Below are 12,768 nucleotides of genomic sequence, written 5' to 3' on the forward strand. Positions count from 1 at the left end.
CGGGCAGGGAGATTTTCTCGTCATCACTATACAGCGAGGAAAATGAAATGAGCACTCCCAATGCACTGAAAAAAACGCATGCAGCAACCGAGACGGTTGGAGAGATCGCGACCCGTCTGGCTCCCACCTTTGCAAAGGGCGCTGCCAAGGCCGACGCGGAAGACCATTTCGTCGCCGAGAACTACAAGGCCCTGAAGGAGGCCGGCCTAGTCGAGGCTGGCGTTCCCGTCGAACTGGGCGGACACGGCGCCGAGGTTGCCGAACTTGCCGACATGATCCGCATCATCGCGCAGGCTTGCGGATCGACTGGCCTGGCCTTCTCCATGCACACGCACCAGGTCGCTATTCCGGCCTGGCGCTGGCGTCACCAGAAAGTGACTGTCGTGGAGCCACTCCTGAAACGTGTCGCCGCCGAGAGGATCGTGCTGCTGTCGAGCGGCGGCTCCGACTGGATCGCCGGCTCCGGCCAGGCAGAGAAGGTCGATGGCGGTTATCGCATCACCGGGCGCAAGGTCTTCACCTCGGGCGCTGAAGCCGGTGACATCCTGATGACCGGTGCGATTCTGCAAGGCGAGACGCCGGCCAAGGTTCTGCATTTCGGCGTGCCCATGAAGGCCGACTCGGTCAAGGTCGAAGACACCTGGCACACGCTCGGCATGCGCGGCACCGGCTCCAACGATGTCGTCATCGACGGCCTGTTTGTGCCCGACGCCAATGTTGCGGTCACGAGAACAAGCGGCGAGTGGCACCCGCTTTTCCAGATCATCTCGACCATCGCCTTCCCGCTGATCTATGCCGCCTATCTTGGCGTCGCGGAGAGCGCACGGGTCATCGCGATCGATCTGGCGAAAAGGAAGCCTGCCAACCAGCACACGACAAGCCTCGCCGGCCGCATGGACACGGCGCTGCGCGCTGCGCAGATCGCCCACCGCCACATGATCGCGACCGTCGAGCAGAACGCTCCCTCCGCCCAGTCGGTCAACGAGATCATGATCGGGCGCACGCTTGTCGCCACGAACGCCATCGAGACGGTCGAACTGGCGCTTGAGCTTGCCGGCGGCGCAGGCTTCTACCGCTCCGCCGGTCTGGAACGCCGCTTCCGCGACATCCAGGGCGCTCGCTTCCACCCGCTGCAGCAAGGCCCGCAGGCCACCTACACCGGCTCGCTGGCCCTCGGCCTACCTATCGACAAGGTGTTTTGATCGACTGCATTCGATACCGCGCCAGAGGCGTCCAGAACAAGCGCCTCTTCCTTCTCCCCTCAGAGGGAGAAGGAAGGCCGGCAGCGCAGCGTGGAGGCACCTTCTGCCCAACCTATGATTTCATCCGGCCAAGCGAAAAAATCTGCCGGATTTATCCACGCCCCTCAGACCTCCCGCATACTGCCCCCATCGCCCTCACGGGAACCTGGTGCGCACCGGGTATCAGGGAGGGCGGCGGCGCCGGGTCGGTCGACGCTGCGGTAGCGTTGGCTGGGTGATGAACCCCCAGGTCCGGGCCCTCATGGAGACCAGCGGCAACGGCCGTGTCCTCCGCCGGGGCAAGAACGCCGGCGGGGTGCGGGAACCGCGCCACGTATAACTAACTTAGAGGCTCGGCCCCGTGCCCCGCTTCCCGACTTCTGCTCCCGTGGCGAGCAGCGCTCTTTGAAATGGCCAGACTGCGACAGCAGGGCGTGGCAATGATGAAGTGCGTCTGTCACCCTCCCCTTGAGGGGAGGGTCGGCGCGCAGCGCCGGGGTGATGTGAGGAACGCGCCGCCCTCAGCGATTAGCGCATCCTCAAACGCTGCGAAGCTGGGGAGAGGTGGCGCGACCCGCAGGGTCGTGACGGAGGGGGGGAGCAACCTCTTTGAGGGACGCGCCAACGTCGCCGCAACACCGGCTCTCCATCCGCTTCGCAACCCCCTCCCCACCCTCGCACAAGCTTGACCTCCTACCCTCACCGGGCCTGTGCCTGACGCGGGCCGTTTGCGGTTGGACGAGACATGGCAATATCGGAATCGATCGGAGCAGTACCCGCCGCCAAGAATGGCCGCGACGTGTTCTTCGCGCTTGGCATCGTCATCATTCTGGCGGTGCTGTTCCTTCCGATCCCGGCCTTCATGATCGACGTCGGTCTGGCCTTCTCTATTGCGCTCTCCGTCCTCATCCTGATGGTATCGCTGTGGATCGCGCGCCCGCTAGACTTCTCGTCCTTCCCAACGATCCTGCTCATCGCCACCATGCTGCGCCTTTCGCTCAACATCGCGACGACGCGCATGATCCTGTCGCACGGTAACGAAGGCACCCACGCGGCCGGCTACGTTATCTCGGGCTTCTCGAACCTCGTCATGTCCGGCGACTTCGTCATCGGCCTGATCGTATTCATGATCCTGATCGTCGTGAATTTCATCGTCATCACCAAGGGCGCGACGCGTATCGCCGAGGTCGGCGCGCGTTTCACCCTCGACGCCATTCCCGGCAAGCAGATGTCGATCGACGCCGACCTTTCCGCCGGTGTCATCGACGACAAGACCGCGCAGCTTCGCCGCCGCGAGCTGGAAGAAGAAAGCTCCTTCTTCGGTTCGATGGACGGTGCGTCGAAATTCGTGCGCGGCGATGCGATTGCCGGTCTCATCATCACCTTCATCAACATCGTCGGCGGCATAGCGATCGGCTATTTCCGTCACGGGATGGACCTAGGCCACGCCTCCGACGTCTTCGTCAAGCTGTCGGTTGGCGACGGCCTCGTTACGCAGATTCCCGCTCTCATCGTCTCGCTCGCCGCCGGCCTTCTTGTCTCCAAGGGCGGCACGCGCGGCTCGGCCGACAAGGCGGTCTTCGGCCAGCTCGGTGCCTATCCGCGCGCCCTTTACGTCGCTGCGTTGCTACTTCTCCTGCTAGCGTTGATGCCGGGGTTGCCAATGCTGCCCTTCGTCACGCTCGCCGGCGCCATGGCGTCCCTCGCTTACTTCATTCCGCTGCAGGAGAGCCGTCGCGTGGCCGCGGCCGAGGCCGTCAAGAAGCAGGAGGCCGCCGCCAAGGTCGACGAGGAAAAGAACTCGGTGAAGGCTTCGCTCGCCACCGCCGAGATCGAGCTTTTGATTGGCAAGCAATTGTCGACCAAACTGATGGTGGCGCATCAGGAGCTTGCCTTCCGCATGTCCAAGATGCGCAAGAAATTCGCCCAGCAATACGGCTTCGTCGTCCCCGAGGTGAAGCTCACCGACGATTTCGGCATCCCGGCGAAGAGCTACCAGATCAAGGTTCACGGCACCGTGGTCGCCGAACACGCCATGCGCGTCGGCGAGGTTACCGTCCTGCTCGGCAACCGCGACGCTCCCGACATTCCCGGCGAAGAAGTGCGCGAACCCGCCTTCGGCATGCGGGCATGGTCGGTGCCGGAAATGTTCTCGGAGGATTTGAAGCGCGAGCAGTACACTTTCGCCGACAACATGTCGGTGCTGCTCACCCACCTGTCGGAGGTGATCCGCAACAACCTGCCGCAGCTTCTGTCCTACAAGGACATGAAGGCGCTGCTCGACCGCCAGGATCCAGAATACAAGAAGCTCGCCGACGAGATTTGCACCACGCACATAACGTACCCCGGCCTGCAGGCGGTGCTGAAGCTGCTTCTGGCCGAGCGCGTCTCGATCCGCAACCTGCACCTCATCATCGAGGCCATCGCCGAAATCGCGCCGCATGTGCGCCGCACCGAGCAGATCGTCGAGCACGTCCGCATCCGCATGGCGCAGCAGATTTGCGGCGACCTCTCGGAGGCCGGCACGCTCAAGGTGCTGCGCCTCGGCAACCGCTGGGACATGGCGTTCCATCAGGCGCTCAAGCGCGATCCCAAGGGCGAGGTCCGCGAATTCGACATCGACCCGCGCCAGCTCGAGGAGTTCGGCCAGGAAGCCACGAAGGCCATCCGCAGCCATCTCGATTCCGGCGAGCGCTTCGTGCTCGTCACTGCACCCGACGCACGCCCCTATGTGCGCATGATCATCGAGCGCCTGTTCCCGACGCTTCCCGTCCTGTCGCACGTCGAGATCGCGAAGGGGGTGGAACTGCGCATTCTGGGCACGATCTCGTGACCTTCAGCCTGGAAGGCGCGGTGATCGCAGCGTTCCTCGCCTTCTGCCGCATAGGCGCCTGCTTCCTCGTCATGCCGGGTTTTTCCAGCGCCCGCGTCCCAATGCAGATCCGCCTCTTCGTCGCAATCGCCGTGACCGGCGGGCTGCTCCTGCTGTTGTGGGACCAGATCTATCCCTACGCCGACCGCAGACCCGCCGTCCTCGTACCGCGCATAGCCTCCGAACTTCTCATCGGCGTCCTGATCGGCTTGCTGGCGCGTCTCTATATGCTCGCTCTGCAGTTCATCGGTACGGCGATCGGCATGCTTGTCGGCTACGGCGGCATGGCCGGCCCCGGCATCGAAAACGGCGAACCTGAATCCGCACTCGGCTCGATCATTTCCTTTTCTGCGCTGATGCTGCTCTTCGTGCTTGGCTTCCATCACGAGATCATCAAGGCGCTGGTCATGTCCTACCAGGTCGCGCCGCTCGACGTGCTGTTCAACCCGCAGGCCGCCCTCGTCGACGTCACCGACACGATCTCGGAATCCTTCCTCCTCGTGCTGAGGCTAGGCAGCCCGTTCATCGCCTACGCGCTTCTGGTCAACCTCACGATCGGCTTCGTCAACAAGCTCGTGCCGCAGATCCCGGTCTACTTCATCTCGCTTCCCTTCGTCATCGGTGCCGGCCTCATCATCTTCTACTTCGCCATCCCGACCATGCTCAGCCTGTTCGCCGACGGCTTCATCGACATCACCATCGGGAGATAGCCATGCCTGAGCGCATGCAGCGATTGAAGAAACTCCTGGCGCTCCAGGAACAGCTGAAGGCTATGCACGAACTGCGCCATGCCGGCTTCGTCTCGCAATCGATCGCCGCGAAGAAGGAAGCCGAGGAACTGGTCGAGCGCTTCAATGCCGAGGACTCGCTGTCAGGGCTTTTCCCGGACGTCTATCACCGCGGCATTGGGTCGGCGCTGTCGCGCGAAGACGCCAGCCGCAAGGCAGCCAGCAACGAGGCAGGCAAGGTGGCGACCGCCACCGTGCGCACCAACATGGTCGAGCGAAACTATCGCGAGGCGCGCTCGGCCTATGAGCGCGAGCGCGGCGACCGCGAGCGTCTGGAAATCATCGGCCAACGTCCGAAAAAGCCGCCGGAAGGCAGGTAAGGCTGCCACAAGCTTGTTTTGGCATAAGCAAGGCACGAGGAAAACAGGGACGGCATGGTGCCCATCGCTCCGCCAAGCCATATAGGACTGGACCTGACGCGCGCGCCGAGCTTGTCGGAAATCGCAGCCGCGCGCACGGACCTGCTGCGCAATACCGGCGATGCCTCGGCACCGCAGTTCAGCATCGACACAACCCCGGTTGCCACCACCGATGAGGCACCCGGCACTGCTTCCCCGGAAAGCTTCAAGCGCTTCGAGGCAATGGTCCTGCAGACGTTTATCCAGAACATGCTGCCGAAGGACGGAGCCGCCGTCTACGGCAAGGGCATGGCCGGCGACATGTGGAAGTCGCTGCTTGCCGAAAAGATCGCCGACACCATGTCGGAACGCGGCGGCATCGGCATCGCCGACCGCATGCTTGGCCAACACTACACGCAGTCCGCCGCTGGTCAGACGGAAACTGCGCCGGCTGAAACCATCGACCGATCCACAACGAAGCGCGGATAGCAAACATGTCGTTTTACGGTGCATCGAGCCAGAGCCTCGCAGTCCGCCCGGCCCCCGAGCCTTCTGCGCCTGCGATCAATCTCGGCGCGCTTATTGGGCGCATAGAGGAGGCAATCGGCGAGGAAACGACAGCCATCCGCACCGACGTCCATTTCGACATCAAGGCTTCGAACGCGCGCAAAAGCCGATATCTCTACGAGCTGACCCGCGCACTAAAGGGGGCACGCGAAGGCGCGGTACCGGTAGAGCATCGTGACGGATTGATCCGCCTGCGCGAGAGGTTGGCCGACAACGAGGCTGCAATCCGCGCGCATCTGTCAGCCGTCAACGAAGTGGCCAACCTGATGCAGAATGTCATTCAGCGCGCCGAGAACGACGGGACCTATTCGGCCGGCGAATTCGGATACGGCCGGTGATCAAGTTCATCGTCGCCGCGCTCTGGCTTTGCGCCGTGGCGATCGGCGCAGTGTTCTATTCCTTCCAGACCGCTTCGGCCAAGATGGATGCTCCACCGCCCCCGGCCTTCCTGGGCGGCCTCGATTCCATCAAAACCGAGATCGTCTCCGTGCCTGTCGTCAGGGACGGGCAGGTCGCCGGCTATTTTCTGACCCGGCTCGTCTACACAATCGAGCCAAAGAAACTCGCCGCGCTTTCGGTGCCTGCCGAAGCCCTGATCATCGATCAGGTTTATTCCTACATCTATGCCAACCCCGACCTCGATTTCGCCGGCCCCGACACGCTGGACCTCGACGTGTTCCGCGCGGGGATACGCACGAAGATCAATGACAAAGTCGGCGAGGATCTCGTCCACGAGGTGCTGATCGAGCAGGTTGATTTCCTCTCCAAGGAAGAGATTCGCGACAACACGATCCGCCGTCGCCTGCAGGCCGGAACAACGGCAAGCGAGATGTCGAAGAACTTCAAGGAGCCGCCCGAGGCCGACGGACATTGAAGACGGCTCTTCACCTGACGTAATGGTCAACCGGGCTTGAGGTCGCGGACTTTCGCGCTATCCTGCTACACGAGTTGCGGGGTTCGCCCGTGAAGACAGATGAACGGGAGAGTTCCATGGGCGTCCAGCAGATCGCCGATCAGATCAAGTCGAAGGTGGAAAGCGCGGGCTTCGAGCGCTCCGTGAAATTCGATACAGGCGCGGACGGCGTTATCGTCATCGACGGCGCAACGATCTCGACCAAGGATCAGGAAACCGACTGCACGATCAAGCTTTCTCTGTCGGACCTCGAGGACCTGATCGCGGGTGATCTCAGCCCGACAGCAGCCTTCATGACAGGCAAGATCAAGATCGAGGGCGACATGTCGGTCGCCATGGCGCTCAGCCAGCTGATAGGCTGAGCGCAGAAGGCTTCTTCAGGCTGCCTGCGCCAGACGCGGCGTCTTTGCCTTTCGGCCGGAGGTCTTGAGGACTCCGTGCGCACCATCGAGCGCGCCCTCCACGAGTTCAAGCCCCAGGAAGCGGTCGCGTTCGTACGGGCCGGGCATGGAAAGCATGCCGGTTTTCTCCGCCGAGAATCCGAAGCGCGCATAGTAGGGCGCGTCGCCGACCAGCAGGATTGCGCCATGACCGAGGCGCTTCCCCTCGGCTATTGCCTGCGCCATCAGGGCCTTGCCGATGCCTGCGTACTTCAGCGACGGATCGACGGCAAGCGGTCCGAGCAGCAGCGCTGGGCGACCGTCGCCTGTAGCGACATCCCATAGCCGCACGGTACCAACCAGCGTGCCTGCCTCATCGCGAGCGACGAAGGCCAGACCCTCGGACGGGCGGCGCCCACGGCGAAGCTTCTGCGACGATTTCTTCTTCCAGTTCCGGCCCATGGCGCGGCCGAGCAAAGCTTCGCGCGCCGCGACCAGCGCAGGCGACTCCAGATCGGTTTCAACGACGATCGAGAATGCAACGGATGCCTTCCCGAATATTTCAACGGATTGCATGTATCCAACCCTTTGCGAGCAGCAGGACGTTCACAAGGTGCGGAGGCCAGAAAGGTTCCGGCTTCCGCGAGTCATCTGAGGTAATTGCCCTCAGATGACGTAGGATCGGAGCGGCTCGAAGCCGTTGAACGCGACAGCCGAGTAGGTCGTGGTGTACGCGCCCGTCCCCTCGATCAGCACCTCGTCGCCGATGGTCAACGACAGAGGCAGCGGGTACGGCGTCTTTTCGTACATCACGTCGGCCGAGTCGCAGGTCGGGCCGGCGAGCACGCACGGCGCAACCTCGCCGCCGTCGCGCGGCGTGACGATCGGATAGCGGATCGCCTCGTCCATCGTCTCGGCCAGACCGCCAAACTTCCCGATGTCGAGATAGACCCAGCGCACATTGTCGTTATCGGCCTTCTTGGAGATGAGGACGACTTCCGACTTGATGACGCCTGCGTTGCCGACCATGCCGCGGCCCGGCTCGATGATGGTTTCCGGAATCTGGTTGCCGAAGTGCTTGCGAAGAGCGCCGAAGATGGCCTGGCCATAGGCCTGCGCGACCGGCACGTCCTTCAGGTAGCGCGTCGGGAAACCGCCGCCCATGTTGACCATTTTCAAGACGATGCCTTCCTCGGCAAGCGTCGCGAACACCTTCTTCGCGTCGCCGAGCGCGCGGTCCCATGCGGTCAGGTCGCACTGCTGCGAGCCGACGTGGAAGGACACGCCATAAGCGTCAAGGCCGAAGGCCTTGGCGTGACGCAGCACGTCGACCGCCATCGCGGGCACGCAGCCGAACTTGCGCGACAGCGGCCACTCTGCGCCCTCGCCATCGGTTAGCACGCGGCAAAATACCCGGCTGCCGGGAGCGGCGCGCGCCACCTTCTCGACCTCTTCCACGCAGTCCACTGCGAAGAGGCGGATGCCGAGCTGGAAGGCGCGCGCGATGTCGCGCTCCTTCTTGATGGTGTTGCCGAAGGAAATGCGGTCCGCGGTCGCTCCCGCGTCCAACGCCATCTCGACTTCGGCAACGGACGCGGTGTCGAAGGACGAGCCCATCGAAGCGAGCAGGCGCAGGATTTCCGGCGCAGGGTTCGCTTTCACCGCGTAGTAAATCCTGGAATCCGGCAAGGCCCTTTCGAAGGCACGGAAATTGTCGCGCACGACGTCAAGGTCCAGCACGAGACAAGGGCCGTTCGGGCGTCGGGTGGCGAGGAAGTCGAGGATACGCTGCGTTGCCATGGTCTTCTCCGTGCACGCCCAGACGTGCTCAAGCTTGCAGGCACGCGCGCCAATGGGCGACACGCGCTTGCGGGTCAAACAAAGGCGGGACGACCATCCATGGAACCAGCCGGTGGAGACCCCGGAACCATGAAACACCGTCTCGCGGCGATGGAACTCGACCAGCCCGGTCAAATTCCGCTTTGTCTGCCTTGGCTTGGAGGGAGAACCCTACCGCACTGCCGGCAATGAAGGTGTGCCTCTTCAGTAACCCCGGTCTTTGGACGACCGGAAGAGAACCAGAAAGGCCCGCACCGTCGTTGCTTCAAGGTGTCCTCGGATGTGAGGTTGGCCACTCATCCGACCGGAGGGGTTAGCTCCGGATACCTTACCGATTTCCTCGCCATTCGAGGGACCGGCGGACACCCACAGGCACGTGCGACTTTGGGCAAGCGCGGATATAGAGATTCGTCCTGTCACAATCAATGGATTTTTTGCAGAAATCGAAAGCCCGTACTGACCCTATGCCCACGGCACATTCTGCCAGATGACATAAGCGGCAACGGAAAGAACGAGCGTGGCAAAGACACGGTTCAGAACGTTTCGGGACTTCGCCAGGCGGGCCGCGAGAAGAGTCCCGGCGATACCGCCGGCAAGTCCTCCCGCGACGAATTCCATCGCGACGATCCAGTCGACGTTGCCCGCCCGCGCATAGTTTAGAGCCGTCGCAAGCCCGAATGTGCCGACGGCAAGCAGCGAGGAGCCGACAGCGCTAATCACCGGCATGCCCGTTGCAAAAACCAGCGCCGGGACGATGAGGAATCCGCCACCGATGCCGAAGAAACCGGAGGCTGCTCCGGTGACGAGCGCCATCGCGGCGGTCAACAGACACATCCGGCGATCGACAGGCCGTGGCGCGGAAACCGACGTCCTGATGGGACGCAACATCATCAAGCCGACACCCATCATGACCAGCCCGAAAAGAAAGAGCAGGTGCTGCCCATCGACCGCGAGACCAAGGCTCGAACCGACGATCGTGCCCAGCGTGCCGACGGCGGCGAAAATGGCCGCGCAGCGCCACCACACGTGCCCCTTGCGGGCATGCACGACGAGATTGGCATAGGCATTCACCGAGACGGCCAAAGCCCCGGTGCCGACGGCGACGTGCGGGCTCGACACGCCGACGACATAAAGCAGAAGCGGGGTGGCCAGGATCGAACCGCCGCCGCCAACGAGGCCGAGCATGAAGCCGACCGCGCTGCCGGAGCCGACCGCCGGTAGAAATTCGAGCAGACTCACTTCGTCCTCGCCATAAGACGATCGTGGAGCATCATGCCGGCCACCATTGACGCGACGAACAGGACAACTGGCGCCAATCCCATGGACAGCGCGGCAACCGCCGGGCCCGGGCAGAAGCCTGCCAGCCCCCAGCCAGCGCCGAAGATCGCCGAGCCGGCGAGCAGCCGGCCGTCGATACGATCAACCGCGGGGACATGGAACGTCCGGTCGAGCAACGGCCGGCTGAAGCGGCGTTGCAACAGCACGCCGGGCATGGTGACGGCCACCGCGCCCCCAAGCACGAACATCAGGCTCGGATCCCAATGTCCGCTGGCGATGTCGAGGAACCCGATCACGCGCGCCGGATCGACCATGCCCGACAAGGAAAGACCGAAACCAAAGACGGCGCCGGCGACAAGCGCGACCAACACGCGCGGCAGGGCGTGTATTGTGGAAGGGGTGCCGTGGTGGCCAATGGCGGTATGCTCGGTCATGACACCGCCCCGACCACGGTAGCCGTCGCAACGCCCGCCACCAGGAAAACGAGAGTCGCGGCAATAGAACGTTTCGAAAGGCGCGCCAGCCCGAGTATTCCGTGACCGGACGTGCACCCGGACCCCATGCGTGTGCCAAAGCCGACGAGAAGGCCGGCTACTATGATGGCAGGCCAAGAGGCCGCAATGGTGACCGCGGGAAAACTGCCGTAGGCCGCCGCGTAAAGTACCGGCCCAAGCAGCAGCCCGACGACAAAGGCAGCGTTCGCGGCAAGCTGGTGACCCGCCAGCAGGCGGCCGACAATGCTGCTTATGCCGGCGATCCGGCCATTGACGAGGAGCAGCAGCAAGGCGGACACGCCTAGCAACATGCCGCCGAGAAGAGAGGGCCAGTAAGGAGTCATGATTCATCCTTGCAGAAGATGGAATAAAGGGCATCGATGAGCTGTGCCGCCTTCTTCTCGGTCAGGCGGTAGAATATCTGCTTGCCGTCGCGACGCGTCTCCACGACGCCCGCTTCGCGCAGGACCCCGAGTTGTTGCGACAGCGTCGGCTGATGGATATCCAGCCGCTCTTCTAGTGCGCCGACAGAGAATTCGCCTTCCGCCAGCGTACAGGCGAGCATCAGCCGGACGGGATGCGCGAGCGCTTTAAGCAGCGTCGCCACCTCCCCCGCACGGTCCTCCATCGCTGACACCGTAAGGGGAAGTTCTGCAAGCGAACTCACCATGCCGCACCCTCCAGTGCATCGAGCGGAAACTTCAGGTAGCGCCGTCCATTCGCTTCGGGCTCTGGCAACCGGCCACCGCGCGTATTGATCTGGAGGGCGTGCAGGATGAGCTTTGGCATCGGCAACGTCTTGTCGCGCGCATCGCGCAAAGCGACGAAACGCTTCTCATCCATTCCGGCAAGATGCGGATTGAGCCGCTTCTGCTCGCCGACAGTGCTTTCCCATTTGGGATTGCGTCCGCCGGGCTGATAGTCATGACCCGTAAAAACGCGCGTCTCATCCGGCAGAGACAGGATTTCCTGGATCGACGCCCAGAGCACCTTCGCGCTGCCACCTGGAAAATCCGCACGCGCGGTCCCTGAATCGGGCATGAAGATCGTATCGTGCACGAAGACCGCATCGCCTATGACGTAGCTGATGGACGCCAAAGTATGACCCGGCGAGAAGAGCACGCGCGCTTTGACGGATCCGACCGTGAAAGTGTCGCCTGCTGAAAACAGCCGGTCCCACTGCGAACCATCCGTCCTGAGTTCAGGCCAGTTGTAAATGCCCTGCCACAGTTTCTGGACATCGACGACATGGCTGCCGATGGCGGTTTTCGCGCCGGTCTTCTGCTTGAGATAATGTGCCGCCGAAAAGTGGTCGGCATGCGGATGCGTATCGAGAATCCACTCCACCGTCAGGCCTTCGGCTTCAATATAGTTCAAGATTGCATCGGCATTGCCCGTGCCCGTCGAGCCTGACTTCTCGTCGAAGTCGTAGACGGGATCGACAATCGCGCAGTGTTTCGTCGCGGGATCGGTCACGACATACTGGATGCTCCATGTCCGGGGGTCGAAGAACCCCTTGATCACGGGCGAGCGTTTCGCCTCGCGGTCAAGCCAGCGGACGGCTCCGGTCAGGTCGAAGCCATGGCTCCGTCCGAAGGGCTCCACCTCGTCGCGCTTCATCCTGCCGTCCAGCACTTCGCCGATCGCATAAAGCGCAAGCGCGCGCATGCCGCTCTTGCAGTGCGCAAAGACTGGTCCTTTCGCGTCGCGAATGGTCTTCTGGAACGCCTGCACATCGGCTTCGGTGATGCCCGGGCCGGTGACCGGAACGAACACATAGTCGAGACCTGAGTCTTTTGCAGCCTGCCCTTCAACCTTGTTGCCAGGCTGCCCTGGTTCCTCGCCATCCGGCCGCGCATTCAGCAGGACCTTGTAGCCCTCCGCAGCCAATTGCCCGAACATTGCCGGATCTGGCTGGCCGGCGACTGTCAGCCGATCGCTTATCCTGGTGGCATTCATCACGGTGCTCCACGAAATCAATATACATTTTCATGTAACGTATATTGAAGGCATTTCAAGAGGACTTGAAAACCATGCAGATGTCGAACAATGTTCCGA

General features: G+C 62.7%; 15 protein-coding genes. 8 read left to right on the forward strand and 7 right to left on the reverse strand.

The window, feature by feature from the left end:
- The first annotated feature begins 47 nt into the window (after positions 1 to 47).
- The 8 genes from ABMA32_RS19950 (at position 48) to ABMA32_RS19985 (ending at position 7,081) form a co-directional block, all read left to right on the forward strand.
- Positions 48 to 1,202, forward strand: a complete 1,155-nt coding sequence (locus ABMA32_RS19950; RefSeq protein ID WP_349015557.1) for an acyl-CoA dehydrogenase family protein — start codon at positions 48 to 50, stop codon at positions 1,200 to 1,202.
- 784 nt (positions 1,203 to 1,986) lie between these two features.
- A complete protein-coding gene (flhA, locus tag ABMA32_RS19955) occupies positions 1,987 to 4,074 on the forward strand; it encodes a flagellar biosynthesis protein FlhA (protein WP_349015558.1) in 2,088 nt (695 codons plus the stop codon).
- Positions 4,071 to 4,823 carry a flagellar biosynthetic protein FliR gene (fliR, locus tag ABMA32_RS19960; RefSeq protein WP_349015559.1) on the forward strand — a complete coding sequence of 251 codons (753 nt, stop codon included), beginning with the start codon at positions 4,071 to 4,073 and terminating at the stop codon, positions 4,821 to 4,823. Before flhA ends, fliR begins: the two co-directional genes overlap by 4 nt.
- 2 nt (positions 4,824 to 4,825) lie before the next feature.
- Positions 4,826 to 5,221, forward strand: coding sequence for a hypothetical protein (locus ABMA32_RS19965; protein WP_349015560.1), 396 nt, complete (start codon positions 4,826 to 4,828; stop codon positions 5,219 to 5,221).
- A 54-nt stretch (positions 5,222 to 5,275) separates the two neighbouring features.
- Positions 5,276 to 5,728 (forward strand): rod-binding protein, encoded by a 453-nt coding sequence (locus tag ABMA32_RS19970; protein WP_349015561.1) that lies wholly within the window; start codon positions 5,276 to 5,278, stop codon positions 5,726 to 5,728.
- A gap of 5 nt (positions 5,729 to 5,733) precedes the next feature.
- A complete protein-coding gene (locus ABMA32_RS19975) occupies positions 5,734 to 6,144 on the forward strand; it encodes a hypothetical protein (protein ID WP_349015562.1) in 411 nt (136 codons plus the stop codon).
- Positions 6,141 to 6,680 (forward strand): hypothetical protein, encoded by a 540-nt coding sequence (locus ABMA32_RS19980; protein WP_349015563.1) that lies wholly within the window; start codon positions 6,141 to 6,143, stop codon positions 6,678 to 6,680. Before ABMA32_RS19975 ends, ABMA32_RS19980 begins: the two co-directional genes overlap by 4 nt.
- A 116-nt stretch (positions 6,681 to 6,796) precedes the next feature.
- The gene (locus ABMA32_RS19985) at positions 6,797 to 7,081 is read left to right on the forward strand and encodes an SCP2 sterol-binding domain-containing protein (protein ID WP_349015564.1); all 285 of its coding nucleotides are present in this window, start codon (positions 6,797 to 6,799) and stop codon (positions 7,079 to 7,081) included.
- A 15-nt stretch (positions 7,082 to 7,096) separates the two neighbouring features.
- Here ABMA32_RS19985 and ABMA32_RS19990 read toward each other — a convergent pair whose 3' ends face one another.
- The 7 genes from ABMA32_RS19990 to blh form a co-directional block, all read right to left on the reverse strand.
- Complete coding sequence (locus ABMA32_RS19990; protein ID WP_349015565.1) at positions 7,097 to 7,675, reverse strand: GNAT family N-acetyltransferase; 579 nt, start codon at positions 7,673 to 7,675, stop codon at positions 7,097 to 7,099.
- 90 nt (positions 7,676 to 7,765) lie between these two features.
- The gene (gene odc2, locus ABMA32_RS19995; RefSeq protein ID WP_349015566.1) at positions 7,766 to 8,899 is read right to left on the reverse strand and encodes an ornithine/lysine decarboxylase; all 1,134 of its coding nucleotides are present in this window, start codon (positions 8,897 to 8,899) and stop codon (positions 7,766 to 7,768) included.
- Positions 8,900 to 9,400: 501 nt separating this feature from the next.
- Positions 9,401 to 10,177 carry a sulfite exporter TauE/SafE family protein gene (locus ABMA32_RS20000; RefSeq protein WP_349015567.1) on the reverse strand — a complete coding sequence of 259 codons (777 nt, stop codon included), beginning with the start codon at positions 10,175 to 10,177 and terminating at the stop codon, positions 9,401 to 9,403.
- Positions 10,174 to 10,650, reverse strand: a complete 477-nt coding sequence (locus tag ABMA32_RS20005) for a DUF6691 family protein (RefSeq protein WP_349015568.1) — start codon at positions 10,648 to 10,650, stop codon at positions 10,174 to 10,176. The genes ABMA32_RS20000 and ABMA32_RS20005 overlap by 4 nt, the downstream gene beginning before the upstream one ends.
- Positions 10,647 to 11,057 (reverse strand): YeeE/YedE family protein, encoded by a 411-nt coding sequence (locus ABMA32_RS20010; protein WP_425475574.1) that lies wholly within the window; start codon positions 11,055 to 11,057, stop codon positions 10,647 to 10,649. Before ABMA32_RS20010 ends, ABMA32_RS20005 begins: the two co-directional genes overlap by 4 nt.
- A complete protein-coding gene (gene bigR / locus ABMA32_RS20015) occupies positions 11,051 to 11,380 on the reverse strand; it encodes a sulfite-sensing transcriptional repressor BigR (RefSeq protein ID WP_349015570.1) in 330 nt (109 codons plus the stop codon). Before bigR ends, ABMA32_RS20010 begins: the two co-directional genes overlap by 7 nt.
- Positions 11,374 to 12,669 (reverse strand): bifunctional sulfur transferase/dioxygenase Blh, encoded by a 1,296-nt coding sequence (gene blh, locus ABMA32_RS20020; RefSeq protein ID WP_349015571.1) that lies wholly within the window; start codon positions 12,667 to 12,669, stop codon positions 11,374 to 11,376. Before blh ends, bigR begins: the two co-directional genes overlap by 7 nt.
- Between the last annotated feature and the right edge of the window lie 99 nt (positions 12,670 to 12,768).

It is taken from the genome of Mesorhizobium quangtriensis, from assembly GCF_040081925.1.
GTDB classification, from domain to species: Bacteria; Pseudomonadota; Alphaproteobacteria; order Rhizobiales; family Rhizobiaceae; genus Mesorhizobium_K; species Mesorhizobium_K quangtriensis.